This window comes from Streptomyces sp. NPDC058579, assembly GCF_042718575.1.
In the GTDB taxonomy this organism is placed as follows: Bacteria; Actinomycetota; Actinomycetes; order Streptomycetales; family Streptomycetaceae; genus Streptomyces.
In genome coordinates, this window is the sequence record NZ_JBHXPI010000007.1 from 1 (window position 1) to 14,448 (window position 14,448).

The following is a 14,448-nucleotide window of genomic DNA, read 5'->3' on the forward strand; positions in this document are numbered from 1 at the left end:
CCCCGGGTCCCATTGGACCCGGGGCGCCGCCCTCGTACGCGTACGGAACGACCGGACGATCAGCCCTCGCTGACGCCCAGCTTCTCCAGGATCAGGTCCTTCACGCGCGCCGCGTCCGCCTGGCCGCGGGTGGCCTTCATGACCGCGCCGACCAGGGCGCCGACCGCCGCGACCTTGCCGCCGCGGATCTTGTCGGCGATGCCCGCGTTGGCCGCGATGGCCTCGTCGACGGCCGTGCCGAGCGCGCCCTCGTCGGAGACGACCTTCAGGCCGCGCTTCTCGACGACCTCGTCCGGGCCGCCCTCGCCCGCGAGCACGCCCTCGATGACCTGGCGGGCCAGCTTGTCGGTGAGGTCGCCGGAGGCCACCAGCTCGGCCACCCGGGCGACCTGCGCCGGGGTGATCGGCAGCTCGTCCAGGGCGGTGCCCGACTCGTTGGCGGAACGGGCCAGTTCGCCCATCCACCACTTGCGCGCCTGGTCCGACGGAGCGCCCGCGTCCGTGGTCGCGACGATCAGGTCGACCGCGCCCGCGTTGAGGATCGACTGCATGTCGTGCTCGGAGACGCCCCACTCCTCACGGAGCCGGTTGCGGCGCACGCGCGGCAGCTCGGGCAGTCCGCCGCGCAGCTCCTCGACCCACGCGCGCGCGGGTGCGATGGGCACGAGGTCGGGCTCCGGGAAGTACCGGTAGTCCTCGGCGTTGTCCTTGATCCGGCCCGAGGTGGTGGAGCCGTCGTCCTCGTGGAAGTGACGGGTCTCCTGCACGATCGTGCCGCCGGAGGTCAGCACGGCCGCGTGGCGCTGGATCTCGAAGCGCGCCGCCCGCTCCACCGAGCGGAGCGAGTTGACGTTCTTCGTCTCCGAGCGGGTGCCGAAGGTCTTGGTGCCGTTGGGGCGCAGCGACAGGTTCACGTCGCAGCGCATCTGGCCCTGGTCCATCCGCGCCTCGGAGACGCCCAGCGCGCGGATCAGCTCGCGCAGCTCGGCGACGTACGCCTTGGCGACCTCGGGGGCCCGCTCGCCCGCGCCCTCGATGGGCTTGGTGACGATCTCGATGAGCGGGATGCCGGCGCGGTTGTAGTCGAGCAGGGAGTGGGACGCGCCGTGGATACGGCCGGTGGCGCCGCCGACGTGCAGCGACTTGCCGGTGTCCTCCTCCATGTGGGCGCGCTCGATCTCCACGCGGAAGATCTCCCCGTCCTCCAGCTGGACGTCCAGATAGCCGTTGAAGGCGATCGGCTCGTCGTACTGCGAGGTCTGGAAGTTCTTCGGCATGTCCGGATAGAAGTAGTTCTTCCGGGCGAAGCGGCACCACTCGGCGATCTCGCAGTTCAGCGCGAGACCGATCTTCACGGCCGACTCGACGCCGATCGCGTTGACGACCGGGAGCGAGCCGGGCAGACCGAGACAGGTGGGGCAGGTCTGCGAGTTGGGCTCGGCGCCCAGCTCGGTCGAGCAGCCGCAGAACATCTTGGTCTTCGTACCGAGTTCGACATGGACCTCAAGGCCCATGACGGGGTCGTACGCGGCCAGCGCCGCTTCGTACGACAGCAGTTCAGTGACAGTCACGGTGGAACTTCCCTCTCAGCCCAGCAGGACGTCGTCGTCGCCGAGGCGCTTCAGCTCGCGGTACAGGATCGCGAGGCCGGTGACGATGGCGGCGGCGGACACGACGGCGTCGACGAGCTTGAGCGTGTCGTGCTCGGCTCGGGCCTTCTTGACCTGCTTCATCACGGTGACGGCGCCGAAGGCGGTGGTGCCCATGGACAGGTACGTACCGGCCTTGGACTTCTTGAAGCCCTTGGCCTTCTGCAGTGCACTGGTACTCACAGCGACGGAGCCTCCTCGAGCAGCGGGTGTCCCCACTTTTCCACGAAGGCGGCCTCGACGGCGGCTCCGACCTTGTACAGCCGGTCGTCCTTCATGGCGGGGGCGATGATCTGCAGGCCGACCGGCAGGCCGTCCTCCGGCGCGAGGCCGCAGGGCAGCGACATGGCGGCGTTGCCGGCCAGGTTGGTCGGGATGGTGCACAGGTCCGCGAGGTACATCGCCATCGGGTCGTCGGCGCGCTCGCCGATCGGGAAGGCGGTGGTGGGGGTCGTCGGGGAGACGATCACGTCCACCTGCTCGAAGGCCTGCTCGAACTCGCGGGTGATGAGGGTGCGGACCTTCTGCGCCGAGCCGTAGTACGCGTCGTAGTAGCCGGAGCTGAGCGCGTACGTACCGAGGATGATGCGGCGCTTGACCTCGTCGCCGAAGCCGGCCTCACGGGTGAGGGCGGTGACGTCCTCGGCCGACCGGGTGCCGTCGTCGCCGACGCGCAGGCCGTAGCGCATGGCGTCGAAGCGGGCCAGGTTGGAGGAGCACTCGGACGGCGCGATCAGGTAGTACGCCGACAGGGCGAGGTCGAAGGTCGGGCAGTCCAGCTCGACGATCTCGGCGCCCAGCTCCTTGAGGAGCTCGACGGACTCGTCGAAGCGCTGCACGACACCGGCCTGGTAGCCCTCGCCGCGGAACTGCTTGACGACACCGACGCGCATGCCGGCGACGGAGCCGTTGCGGGCGGCCTCGACGACCTGCGGGACCGGGGCGTCGATGGAGGTCGAGTCCAGCGGGTCGTGCCCGGCGATGGCCTCGTGCAGCAGGGCCGCGTCCAGGACCGTACGGGCGCAGGGGCCGCCCTGGTCGAGGGAGGAGGAGAAGGCGACCATGCCGTAGCGGGAGACGCCGCCGTAGGTCGGCTTGACGCCGACGGTGCCGGTGACGGCGGCGGGCTGGCGGATCGAGCCGCCGGTGTCCGTGCCGATGGCGAGCGGGGCCTCGTACGCGGCGAGCGCGGCCGAGGAGCCACCGCCGGAGCCGCCGGGGATCCGGGTGAGGTCCCAGGGGTTGCCGGTGGGGCCGTAGGCGCTGTTCTCGGTGGAGGACCCCATGGCGAACTCGTCCATGTTGGTCTTGCCGAGGATGACGACGTCGGCGGCCTTCAGGTTCTTGACCAGGGTCGCGTCGTACGGCGGGAGCCAGCCTTCGAGGATCTTCGAGCCCACGGTCGTCGGCATGCCGGCGGTGGTGAAGATGTCCTTGAGCGCGAGCGGGACGCCGGCGAGCGGGCCGAGCTTCTCGCCCTTGGCGCGCTTCTCGTCCACGGCGCGGGCCTGGGCGAGGGCGCCCTCGCGGTCGACGTGCAGGAAGGCGTGGACCTTCTCGTCGACGGCCTCGATCCGGGCCAGGTGGGCCTCGGTCACCTCGACGGCGGTGAGCTCGCCGGAGGCGATCTTCGCGGCGATCTCGGCGGCCGTGAGCTTGATGATGGTGCTGTCCGTCATGTGATTAGTCCTCCCCCAGGATCTGCGGCACCTTGAAACGCTGCTGCTCCTGGGCCGGGGCGCCGGAGAGCGCCTGCGCGGGGGTGAGCGACGGACGGACCTCGTCCGCGCGCATGACGTTCGTCAGCGGCAGCGGGTGGGAGGTCGGCGGTACGTCTTGGTCGGCGACCTCGGAGACGCGGGCGACCGCGCCGATGATGTCGTCGAGCTGACCGGCGAAGTGATCGAGCTCTTCGCCCTTCAGCTCCAGACGCGCCAGCCGTGCGAGGTGGGCGACCTCCTCGCGCGTGATGCCAGGCATGCGATCCTCACGGGGTGAGTTTGATGGTGTTGGGCCCAATCCTATGGGGCCCGCACCGCCACCCCCCGCACCGGACCGCCCGGGGCCGGTGCACCGGACCGCCCAGGGCTACTGCACCACCTGGCCCGAGGGGTGGTCGAGGTCCACGGGCGAGGCGGCCTGAGCGGCCTCCAGGGCCTGGAGGGCGGCCGCCTCCTCGGAGGGGCGGCGCCAGCCGTGCTCGCCGCGGGCACGCAGCCAGGCGGTGGTCTCGGCGGGCGGCATCGCGGCGGCGACCAGCCAGCCCTGGACGGCGTCGCAGCCCATGTCGCGCAGCCGCTCCCAGGTCTCGTCGTCCTCGACGCCCTCGGCGACCACGAGCAGGCCGAGCGAGTGGGCCAGGTCGAGCGTGCAGCGGACGATCTCGGCGTCCTCGGCGTCGACGGCGAGCCTGGCGACGAAGGAGCGGTCGATCTTCAGCTCGCTCACCGGGAGGCGGCGCAGGTGGACGAGGGAGGAGTAGCCGGTGCCGAAGTCGTCCAGGGACATCTTCACGCCGTGGCCTGTCAGGCCGGCCATGGTGTCGGCGGCGCGCTGGGGGTCCTCCAGGAGCACGTGCTCGGTTATCTCCAACTGGAGCGCCCCGGCCGGGACGCCGTGGCGGGCGAGCCGGGCGGCGACGGCGCCCGCGAAGCCGGGGGTGTGGACGTCGCGGGGCGAGACGTTGACGGCCACAGGAACGTTCAACCCCTGGGCCCGCCACCGGGCGACCTGCGCGAGCGCGGTCTCCAGGACGTACTCGGTGAGGTGCGGCATCAGACCGGAGGACTCGGCGATGGCGATGAACTCGTCCGGGGAGACCCGGCCGCGCTCCGGGTGCACCCAGCGGACCAGGGCCTCGAGGCCCGCGACCTGGCCGTCGAAACGGACCTTGGGCTGGTAGTGCAGTTCGACCTCGCCGGCGTCCAGGGCACGGCGCAGGTCGCCGAGGAGCCCGAGCCGGTCGGGGGTGTTGGAGTCGCGCTTCGACTCGTACACCTCCACGCCCGTACGGTCCCGCTTCGCCTGGTACATGGCGACGTCGGCGCGGCGCAGCAGCCCCTCGGCGTCGAGCGCGTGGTCGGGGAAGACGGCGACGCCCGCGCTGGCCTCCAGGACGAGGGTGAGCCCGTCGAGGTCGAGCGGCGAGGAGAGTTCGGCGACCAGATGGCGGGCGACGCGCTGGGCGCTGGTGGTGGAGTCGGCGGTGGGGAGCAGGACGGCGAACTCGTCGCCGCCGAGGCGCGCGGCCTCCGCTCCGCGGGGCAGGGCGAGCTTGAGCCGCTCGGCGATCTGGAGGAGCAGCCGGTCTCCGGCGAGGTGCCCGAGCGTGTCGTTGACCGACCGGAAACGGTCGAGGTCGATCAGGACGAGCGCGGAGCGGGCGCCCTCGCCCTCGGCCTGCTCCAGGGCGGTCCAGGCCCGCTCAAGCAGCCACTGCCGGTTGGGCAGGCCGGTGAGCGGGTCCTTCAGCTGCTCCTCGGCGCGGGCGCGGGCGATCCAGAGCGTGGAGTCGAGGGCGATGAGCGGGACGGCGAAGAGCGGCAGCAGCAGCGGCTGGGAGACGGCGACGACGCAGATCAGCGGGGCGATGCCGAGCAGCGCGACGGCGACGAGGCCCTGGCGGAGCAGGGCGGTCCGGGCGACCGTCGGCAGCCCGCCGCCCTGCGGCGCGAGGGCGTACCACAGGAGCAGCCGGGTCACCACGAGGTAGGTACCGGCGGCCAGCGCGACTTCGGGGATGTCGGCGATCCCCCAGGCGGGGGGATGCCAGGGGGTCTCGACGGTCGGTACGTCTCCGAAGGCGGCGAGCACAAGCGCTGCCGCGCCGACGCCGAGGACGTCCACGGAGCCGTGCAGGAGGCCCTGGCGCCAGCGGTGGCGGCGGGCGGCGCCGACGAGGACGACGACGGCCATGGAGACGAGTCCGGCGGGCACCCAGCCGTAGAGGAGCAGGACGGCGAGGGTGAGGGCGGCGCCGGAGCCGGTGCCGCCCCACCAGCGGTCCCGGCCGAGGGCGACCAGGTGTCCGACGATGAGTCCGGTGAGGACGGCGAGGGACCAGCCCTCGGCGCCGCCGGGGAAGAGTCCGTGGCCGGTGCTCACGGCCCGGGCGATCCCGGTGACGAGCACGACGGCGGCGAGGGCGGCCACGGCGCCGGGGAGCCCGGTGGTGATCGCCACGCAGGCCGCGCGGCCGCGCGCCCGGGAGAGCGGGGCGGCGGCACTCTCGGTCGGTTTCATTCCGTCCCTCTCACAGCCGGCGGTGCCGTCGCAACGCGGTGGGCCGTTGTCATGCCGCCACGACCGGCAGAGCCCACTCGGCCGCGCGACAGACGCACGGTCTCAACAGTAGGCCGCGGAGGGCTCCGACGGGCAGCGCTCTCCATCTCTTGCCCGAATGCGACCTGCCCACCCGTAACGATCTGGTATGCGCCGAACGGGTGACGCCGACGGGTCTCCCGTCGGCGTCTCCCGGGCTATGCCTCGGCCGGGACGGCCGCCTCCCGAGCGGCTTCGGGCCCCTGTTCGAGCAGGACGGCGAAGCCGTCCTCGTCCAGAACCGGAACCTTCAGCTGCATCGCCTTGTCGTACTTGGATCCGGGGTTCTCGCCCACGACGACGAAGTCGGTCTTCTTCGAAACGGAACCGGTCACCTTCGCACCACGGCTCTGGAGGGACTCTTTTGCGCCATCCCTGGTGAAGTTCTGCAGCGTGCCGGTGACGACGACCGTCATCCCCTCCAGCGGACGCGGCCCCTCGTCATCGCCCGCGCCCTCCTCTTCGAGGAGGACCCCGGCGGCGCGCCACTTGCGCACGATCTCGCGGTGCCACTCCTCGGAGAACCAGTCCTTCACGGCGGCGGCGATGATCCCGCCGACCCCGTCGACGTCGGCCAGCTCCTGCTCGCTCGCCTGCTCGATGCGGTCCAGCGAGCGGAACTCGCGGGCGAGCGCCTGGGCGGCGACCGGGCCCACGTGCCGGATCGAGAGCCCGTTGATGAACCGGGCCAGCGGACGGGTCTTGGCGGCCTCGATGTTGGCCAGCATGGCAAGCGCGTTCTTCTTCGGCTCGCCCTTCTGGTTGGCGAAGACGGTGACGACCTTCTCCTCGCCGGTCTTCGGGTCCCGCTTGGGCAGCCCGCTGTCCGGGTCGAGGACGTACGCCTTGATCGGCAGCAGCCCCTCGATGGTGAGGTCGAAGAGATCGCCCTCGTCGACCAGCGGCGGCTCCGCCGGCTCCAGGGGGCGGGTGAGGGCGGCGGCGGCCACCGAGCCGAAGTTCTCGATGTCCAGGCACTCGCGGCCGGCCAGATAGAAGAGCCGCTCCCGCAGCTGGGCGGGGCACGTCCGCGCGTTCGGACAGCGCAGATCGATGTCACCCTCCTTCATGGCCCGCAGCGGCGTCCCGCACTCGGGGCACTCGGCGGGCATCACGAACTCCCGCTCGGAGCCGTCCCGCAGGTCGGCGACCGGGCCGAGGATCTCCGGGATGACGTCACCGGCCTTGCGCAGCACGACCGTGTCGCCGATGAGCACGCCCTTGGCCTTCACCACCTCCTGGTTGTGGAGCGTGGCGAACTCGACCTCGGAACCGGCCACCGTCACCGGCTCGACCTGCGCGTACGGCGTGACCCGGCCGGTCCGGCCGACACCGACCTTGATGTCGACCAGCTTGGTGTTGACCTCCTCCGGCGCGTACTTCCAGGCGATCGCCCAGCGCGGGGCGCGCGCGGTGGAGCCGAGCCGGCCCTGGAGCGGGATCTCGTCCAGCTTGACGACGACCCCGTCGATCTCGTGCTCCACGGAGTGCCGGTTCTCACCGAAGTACGCGATGAACTCCCGTACCTCCTCCAGGGAGTCGACCACCTTGTTGTGCCGGGCGGTCGGCAGGCCCCACTCGCGCAGCAGCTCGTACGCCTCGCTGAGCCGGTCGATGGCGAAGCCCTCGCGGGCGCCGATGCCGTGGACGACCATGCGGAGCGGGCGCGTCGCGGTGACCTTCGGGTCCTTCTGGCGCAGCGAACCTGCCGCCGCGTTGCGCGGGTTGGCGAAGGGCTTGTCACCCGCCTCTACAAGGCGGGCGTTGAGGCCCTCGAAGTCCTTCATCGGGAAGTAGACCTCGCCGCGGATCTCGACCAGTGCCGGGACGCGGTCGCCGTGCAGCCGGTCCGGGATGTCGGCGATCGTACGGACGTTGGGCGTGATGTCCTCGCCGGCCCGGCCGTCGCCGCGGGTGGCGGCGCGGGTCAGCCGGCCGTCCTCGTACGTGAGGTTGACCGCGAGGCCGTCGACCTTGAGCTCGCACAGCAGGTGGTGGTCGGGGGTGCCGACGTCACGGGCGATCCGCTCGGCCCAGGCCGCCAGTTCCAGGTCGTCGAAGGCGTTGTCGAGCGAGAGCATGCGCTCCCGGTGCTCGACGGAGGTGAACTCCGTCTCGTACTGCCCGGCGACCTTCTGCGTCGGCGAGTCCGGCGTGCGCAGCTCGGGGTACTCCTCCTCCAGCGCCTCAAGGGCGCGCAGGAGCTTGTCGAACTCGCCGTCGCTGATGACCGGCTGGTCCTTCACGTAGTACCGGAAGCGGTGCTCCTCGACCTGCTCGGCCAGCTCCGCGTGCTGCTCCCGTGCCGCGGCGGGCAGGGCCCCCTGTTCGACTGCCACCGTTACTCGTCCTCCCGTTGCCTCAGACCCCGTCACTCAGGGTTGTCCGCGAGCGATCTCGCCGCCCGGGCGCAGTGGGCGAGGGCCGCGCGGGCGTAGGCGGGCGAAGCGCCCGCGAGCCCGCACGTCGGGGTGACCACGACGGACTCGGCGAGAGTCCCCGGATTCAGCCCCAGCCTGCGCCACAGCGTCCTGACACCCATGACGCTACCGCCCGGGTCGGACAATGCCGTGTCGGTGGACGGCACCACGCCCACGAAGAGCCTGGTGCCGGCCTCGACGGCCTCGCCGATCGGCTCCTCGTCACGTTCGGTGAGCAGCCCGAAGTCGAACGAGACCGCGTCGACGCCGGCCCGCCGGAGCAGCCCGAACGGCACGTCGGGGGCGCAGGAGTGGACGGCGACCGGGCCGTCGTGGACCGCGAACACCTCGCGCAGGGCGCTCTCGACGACCTGCCGGTCGACGGCCCGGTACGTGCGGTAGCCGCTGGCGGTACGGACATGGCCGCGAAGGACGGCGGTGAGGGAGGGCTCGTCGAGCTGGAGGGCGATCCTGGCGCCGGGGATCCGCTTGCGGAGCTCGGCGAGGTGGACGCCGAGACCCTCGGCGAGGGAGCCCACGAGGTCCCGGCAGGCGCCGGGGTCACCGAGGGCGGCCTCGCCGCCGTGCAGTTCGAGCGCGGCCGCGAGCGTCCAGGGGCCCACGGCCTGGACCTTGAGGGGACCTTCGTACCCCTGGGTGAACTCCTCCAGGGCGTCGAGGTCCTCGCCGAGCCAGGAGCGGGCTCGCCGGGTGTCCCGGCCGGGCCGGTCGCTGATCCGCCAGCCGCTGGGCTCCACGTGCGCGTACATGTCGACGAGCAGCCCGAGGGTCCGGCCGATCATGTCGGCGCCGGGTCCGCGGGCGGGCAGCTCGGCGAGGAAGGGGAAGTCCTCGAAGGCGCCCGTGGCGGTCTTGGCGGCCTCCCGGGCGTCACCGCCGGGGAGGGAGCCGACGCCGGTGGCGGGCCCCCAGACGAACGCGTTCGTCTCGCTGGTCTCGGTCACTGTTCTACGTCCCTACCGTCTCTAGGTCCCTATCGTCCCGGACGGACCGTCAGGTCGTTGATCTCCGCGTCGCGCGGCAGATCGACGGCCGTCAGGATCGCGGTCGCGACCGACTCGGGGTCGATCCAACGGGAGGGGTCGTACTCCTTGCCCTCCTGGGAGTGGACCTTCGCCTGCATCGGGCTGGCGGTGCGGCCCGGGTAGACCGAGGTGACCCGCACTCCGTTGGCGTGCTCCTCGTTGCGCAGGGAGTCGGCGAGGGCCTTCAGGCCGTGCTTGGACGCGGCGTAGGCGCTCCACTCGGCGTGGGCGTTCAGCCCGGCGCCGGAGTTCACGAAGACCACGTGGCCCTGGGAGACCCGCAGCTGGGGCAGGAAGTGCCGGGTGAGCTCGGCGGGGGCGATCAGGTTGACGTTGAGCTGGTGGCGCCAGGTCTTGGGGGTGAGGTCGCCGACCGGCCCGAGGTCGACCACGCCCGCGATGTGCAGGAGCGTGTCGACCCGTTCGGGCAGGCTCTGGTGCGAGAAGGCCCAGGAGAGCCGGTCGGGGTCGGCGAGGTCGCCGACGAGCGTCCGGGCGCCGGGGAACTCGGCGGCGAGCTCCTTGGCCCGTCCGGCGTCGCGCGCGTGGAGCACGAGGTCGTCCCCGCGCGCGTGGAGCCGGCGGGCGACCGCCGCGCCGATGCCGGAACCCGCCCCGGTGATCACATGAGTAGCCATGGGGACCATGCTCGCATCACCGGGCGCGGACGCCCGCGGCGGCAGCCGCTGATGTCTCAGCCTCCAGGTGGGCGAGAGCGGACACGCCGTCCTCGGCGAAGAAGACCAGGTCGGTGAGGGGAATGGGGAGGAAGCCCTCGGCCTCCATGCGGTGGAACTGGGTCTTCAGGCCGTCGTAGAACCCGGCCGTGTTCAGCAGGACCACGGGCTTCGTGTGCTTGCCGTGCTTCCGCAGCTCGAGGACCTCGGTGGCCTCGTCGAGCGTGCCGGTGCCGCCGACCATGATCACGACAGCGTCCGACCTGGCCAGGAGCAGGGCCTTGCGCTCGGCGAGGTCCTTGGCGAAGACCATCTCGTCCGCGCCCGGGCGGGCCTTGGCGGCGAGGAAGTCGACGGAGACACCGACGAGCCGGCCGCCCGCCTCCTGCACCCCGTCCGCGACGACCTTCATCAGACCGGAGTCCGAGCCGCCCCACACCAGGGTGTGGCCCGCCTTGCCGAGGCGCTCGGCGAAGTCGCGGGCGGGGGCGGTGTAGCGCTCGTCGAGGTCGGCGGCGGAGAGGAAGACGCAGATGTTCATGGCGCCCACGGTAACTCTCGCCTCCCGGGTGCCTCCGGGTCCCTGCTCTCAAGATCTTCTCGTAATTTCCGTGCCTCACCGATGAGTTCGGCGCACGGGGTCGGTCAGCACTGCCATGGACGAGACGAGCGGCACATTGGGCAGGGTCCGGGGGCGGGTGCGCTCCGCCGACGGGACACCGGTCGCGTACGAGCTGCGCGGGGAGGGGACGCCGGTGATCCTGGTGAGCGGCGCCCAGGGCACGGCCGAGAGCGGGCGGCCCCTGGCCGATCTCCTCGCGCCTCGGTACGCGATCCTGACGTACGACCGGCGGGCGTCGGGGGTCGAGCAGGACGAGATCGACGATCTGGCGGCCCTGATCCACGAGGTGGGCGGCCAGGCCTTCGTGCACGGGGTCGGGTCCGGCGGGGTGCTCGCGCTCGCGGCGGTGGCCGCCGGGCTGCCGGTGGAGCGGCTCTCGGTCTTCGAGCCGCCGTTCTCGGCGGAGGCGGCCGCGCGGCTCGGCCGGGTCCACGCGCGCGTGCTGGTCGTGGACGGCGGCGCGAGCCCGTCCCGGACGCGCCGGGCGGCCGTGGCGCTCTCGACGGCCCTCCCCCGGGGCCGCCACCGCACCCTGACGGGCCAGACGCACGAGGTGGCCCCGCACGTCCTGGCGCCGGTCCTGGAGGGCTTCTACGAGGAGGAATGAGCCGGTCGGTCGTCGAGCCGTCAGGCCGTCGAGCCGTCAGGCCTTCAGACCGTGGCCGCCGTCTCCGTACTCCGTACCGTCGTCGCGATCGTCGCCGAGCCCACCACGCGCGTGCCGTCGTACAGCACGATCGCCTGCCCCGGGGCCACGCCCCGGACCGGCTCGTCGAAGGTGACCGTCAGCTCGCCGTCCTCCAGGGCCGCCGTGACCGGCGTCTCGCCGCCGTGGGCGCGCAGCTGGGCGGTGTAGCGGCCGGAGCCCTCGGGGGCCGTGCCGCACCAGCGGGGCTTGATCGCGCTCAGGCCGGTGACGTCGAGCGCCTCGACCGGGCCGACCGTGACCGTGTTGTCGACGGGCGAGATGTCCAGGACGTAGCGCGGCTTGCCGTCCGGCGCCGGGTGGCCGATCCGCAGGCCCTTGCGCTGGCCGATGGTGAAGCCGTACGCACCCTCGTGGGTGCCCACCTTCTCCCCCGACTCGTCGACGATGTCGCCCTCCGCCTTGCCGAGCCGGGAGGCCAGGAAGCCCTGGGTGTCGCCGTCGGCGATGAAGCAGATGTCGTGGCTGTCGGGCTTCTTCGCCACCGCGAGCCCGCGCCGCTCCGCCTCCGCCCGGATCTCGTCCTTGGTGGTGAGGGTGTCGCCCAGCGGGAACATCGCGTGCGCGAGCTGCTTCTCGTCCAGGACACCGAGGACGTACGACTGGTCCTTGGCCATGTCGGAGGCCCGGTGCAGCTCGCGCGTACCGTCCTCGTTCAGGACGACCGTGGCGTAGTGGCCGGTGCAGACCGCGTCGAAGCCGAGCGCGAGCGCCTTGTCGAGCAGCGCCGCGAACTTGATCTTCTCGTTGCAGCGCAGGCAGGGGTTGGGCGTGCGGCCCGCTTCGTACTCCGCGACGAAGTCGTCCACGACGTCCTCGCGGAAGCGCTCGGCGAGGTCCCAGACGTAGAAGGGGATGCCGATGACGTCGGCGGCCCGGCGGGCGTCCCGGGAGTCCTCGATGGTGCAGCAGCCGCGCGCACCGGTGCGGAAGGACTGCGGGTTCGCGGAGAGCGCGAGGTGGACGCCGGTGACGTCGTGCCCGGCTTCGGCGGCCCTGGCCGCGGCGACGGCGGAGTCGACGCCGCCGGACATGGCGGCGAGGACACGGAGGCGGCGCGCGGGAGTCTCGGTCTGCTGGGAAGTCTCAGTCATAGCCCTACCAGGGTACGGGGCCCGGGAACCAGGGTCGCCTGAGTAAGCGTTGTTCTGGACATGGGGAGCGAGAACAAGAAGCGGGGGGTGGGACGGCGAGCCGTCCTGCTCGGCGGCGGCGCGGCCGTCCTCGGTACGGCGGCGCTGGCCCGCGAGGAGCTGGCGCGTGCCTGGTGGCGGCTGCCCGGCACGGAGCAGGACCGGGTCGACGGCGTGCTCGACCACAAGGGCGCGGACTGGACGGCGGCGTCCCGGGCGAACTGGCGGCGGGCCGACCGGCCGGCCGACTTCACGATCGACCGGGTCGTGATCCACGTCGTGCAGGGCAGTTACGCGACGGCCCTGAAGGTCTTCAAGAACCCGGGGCACGGCGCCGCCACGCACTACGTCGTCCGTAAGGACGGCCATGTGGCGCAGATGATCCGCGAGCTCGACGTGGCCTTCCACGCCGGGAGCCGTGACATGAACGAGCGGAGCGTCGGCATCGAGCACGAGGGCTTCGTCGACCGCCCGCAGGACTTCACGGCGGCCATGTACACGTCCTCGGCGCGGCTGACGGCCGGGATCTGCGCGCGGTACGACATACCCGTCGACCGGGAGCACATCATCGGGCACGTCGAGGTGCCGGGGACCGACCACACGGACCCCGGTCCGCACTGGGACTGGGACCGGTACATGAAGCTGGTCAGGGAGGCTTCGAAGAAGCCGGCGTGAGGTTCCGCGTCCCTAGACGAGGCCCGCGGTCCTCGCCCGTTCCACCGCCGGGCCGATGGCCTCGGCGACGGCCGCCACGTCCGCCTCGGTGGAGGTGTGGCCGAGGGTGAAGCGCAGGGTGCCCCGGGCGAGGTCCGGGTCGGTGCCGGTGGCGAGCAGGACGTGGCTGGGCTGGGCGACGCCGGCGGTGCAGGCGGAGCCGGTCGAGCACTCGATGCCCTGGGCGTCGAGGAGCAGGAGCAGGGAGTCGCCCTCGCAGCCGGGGAAGGTGAAGTGCGCGTTGGCGGGGAGCCGGTCGTCCGGGTCGCCGCCGAGGATCGCGTCGGGGACGGCGGCGTGGACGGCCGCCACCAGCTTGTCGCGGAGGGCGCCGACCTCGGTCGCGTACTCCTCCTGGCGCTCGGCGGCGAGCCGGCCGGCGACGGCGAACGCGGCGATGGCGGGCGCGTCCAGGGTGCCGGACCGGACGTGGCGCTCCTGGCCGCCGCCGTGCAGCACGGGGACGGGGCTGTACTCCCGGCCGAGGAGCAGCGCGCCGATGCCGTAGGGGCCGCCGATCTTGTGGCCGGAGACGGTCAGGGCGGCGAGCCCGGACTCGGCGAAGTCGACCGGGACCTGACCGAAGGCCTGGACCGCGTCGGAGTGCAGGGGGACGCCGAACTCGCGGACGACCTCGGCGAGTTCGCGTACCGGCATGATCGTGCCGATCTCGTTGTTCGCCCACATGACGGTGGCCAGCGCGACGGTCTCCGGCGCGCGTTCGATCGCCTCGCGCAGCGCGTCCGGGTGGACGCGGCCGTACCGGTCGACCGGGAGGTACTCGACGGTGGCGCCCTCGTGCGTGGCGAGCCAGTCGACGGCGTCGAGGACGGCGTGGTGCTCGACGGGGCTGGCGAGGACGCGGGTGCGGGCCGGGTCGGCGTCGCGGCGGGCCCAGTACAGGCCCTTGACGGCGAGGTTGTCGGCCTCGGTGCCGCCGGAGGTGAAGACGACCTCGCTGGGCCGTGCGCCCAGGGCGGCGGCGAGGGTCTCGCGGGCCTCCTCGACGGTCCGCCGGGCGCGCCGCCCGGCCGCGTGCAGGGAGGAGGCGTTGCCCGTGACGGCGAGGTGGGCGGTCATCGCCTCGATCGCCTCGGGGAGCATCGGCGTGGTCGCGGCGTGGTCGAGGTAAGCCATGATTTCTCGATTCTACGAGGGCGC

At 72.3% G+C, this 14,448-nt stretch carries 13 protein-coding genes; 2 read left to right on the plus strand and 11 right to left on the minus strand.

Going from position 1 to position 14,448, the window contains the following annotated elements:
• Nucleotides 1-59: 59 nt before the first annotated feature.
• From gatB to ACFWRO_RS11795, 9 genes are all read right to left on the minus strand, one after another.
• The gene (gatB, locus tag ACFWRO_RS11755) at nt 60-1,571 is read right to left on the minus strand and encodes an Asp-tRNA(Asn)/Glu-tRNA(Gln) amidotransferase subunit GatB (RefSeq protein ID WP_384507926.1); all 1,512 of its coding nucleotides are present in this window, start codon (nt 1,569-1,571) and stop codon (nt 60-62) included.
• Nucleotides 1,572-1,586: 15 nt separating this feature from the next.
• Complete coding sequence (locus ACFWRO_RS11760) at nt 1,587-1,832, minus strand: hypothetical protein (RefSeq protein WP_384507929.1); 246 nt, start codon at nt 1,830-1,832, stop codon at nt 1,587-1,589.
• Nucleotides 1,829-3,328 (minus strand): Asp-tRNA(Asn)/Glu-tRNA(Gln) amidotransferase subunit GatA, encoded by a 1,500-nt coding sequence (gene gatA / locus ACFWRO_RS11765; RefSeq protein ID WP_384507932.1) that lies wholly within the window; start codon nt 3,326-3,328, stop codon nt 1,829-1,831. The genes ACFWRO_RS11760 and gatA overlap by 4 nt, the downstream gene beginning before the upstream one ends.
• A 4-nt stretch (nt 3,329-3,332) precedes the next feature.
• A complete protein-coding gene (gatC, locus tag ACFWRO_RS11770) occupies nt 3,333-3,629 on the minus strand; it encodes an Asp-tRNA(Asn)/Glu-tRNA(Gln) amidotransferase subunit GatC (protein ID WP_003966094.1) in 297 nt (98 codons plus the stop codon).
• Between the two features lie 108 nt (nt 3,630-3,737).
• Nucleotides 3,738-5,891 (minus strand): putative bifunctional diguanylate cyclase/phosphodiesterase, encoded by a 2,154-nt coding sequence (locus tag ACFWRO_RS11775; RefSeq protein WP_384507935.1) that lies wholly within the window; start codon nt 5,889-5,891, stop codon nt 3,738-3,740.
• A gap of 236 nt (nt 5,892-6,127) precedes the next feature.
• Entirely contained in the window at nt 6,128-8,308 is a 2,181-nt protein-coding gene (gene ligA, locus ACFWRO_RS11780; RefSeq protein WP_384507938.1) for an NAD-dependent DNA ligase LigA, read from the minus strand.
• 32 nt (nt 8,309-8,340) lie between these two features.
• The gene (locus tag ACFWRO_RS11785; RefSeq protein ID WP_384507941.1) at nt 8,341-9,354 is read right to left on the minus strand and encodes a methionine synthase; all 1,014 of its coding nucleotides are present in this window, start codon (nt 9,352-9,354) and stop codon (nt 8,341-8,343) included.
• 29 nt (nt 9,355-9,383) lie between these two features.
• A complete protein-coding gene (locus tag ACFWRO_RS11790; protein WP_384507944.1) occupies nt 9,384-10,082 on the minus strand; it encodes an SDR family oxidoreductase in 699 nt (232 codons plus the stop codon).
• A 7-nt stretch (nt 10,083-10,089) separates the two neighbouring features.
• Nucleotides 10,090-10,653, minus strand: a complete 564-nt coding sequence (locus ACFWRO_RS11795; protein WP_384507947.1) for a TIGR00730 family Rossman fold protein — start codon at nt 10,651-10,653, stop codon at nt 10,090-10,092.
• 115 nt (nt 10,654-10,768) lie between these two features.
• On the opposite strand from ACFWRO_RS11795, the gene ACFWRO_RS11800 reads away from it, so the two are divergent.
• Complete coding sequence (locus tag ACFWRO_RS11800) at nt 10,769-11,341, plus strand: alpha/beta fold hydrolase (RefSeq protein WP_384507950.1); 573 nt, start codon at nt 10,769-10,771, stop codon at nt 11,339-11,341.
• Between the two features lie 44 nt (nt 11,342-11,385).
• On the opposite strand, the gene mnmA is transcribed toward ACFWRO_RS11800, so the two are convergent.
• Nucleotides 11,386-12,534, minus strand: coding sequence for a tRNA 2-thiouridine(34) synthase MnmA (mnmA, locus tag ACFWRO_RS11805; RefSeq protein WP_384507953.1), 1,149 nt, complete (start codon nt 12,532-12,534; stop codon nt 11,386-11,388).
• Between the two features lie 60 nt (nt 12,535-12,594).
• Between mnmA and ACFWRO_RS11810 the strand changes: the two genes are divergently transcribed.
• The gene (locus ACFWRO_RS11810) at nt 12,595-13,248 is read left to right on the plus strand and encodes an N-acetylmuramoyl-L-alanine amidase (protein ID WP_384507956.1); all 654 of its coding nucleotides are present in this window, start codon (nt 12,595-12,597) and stop codon (nt 13,246-13,248) included.
• A 12-nt stretch (nt 13,249-13,260) separates the two neighbouring features.
• On the opposite strand, the gene ACFWRO_RS11815 is transcribed toward ACFWRO_RS11810, so the two are convergent.
• The gene (locus tag ACFWRO_RS11815; RefSeq protein WP_384507959.1) at nt 13,261-14,424 is read right to left on the minus strand and encodes a cysteine desulfurase family protein; all 1,164 of its coding nucleotides are present in this window, start codon (nt 14,422-14,424) and stop codon (nt 13,261-13,263) included.
• Nucleotides 14,425-14,448: the final 24 nt, after the last annotated feature.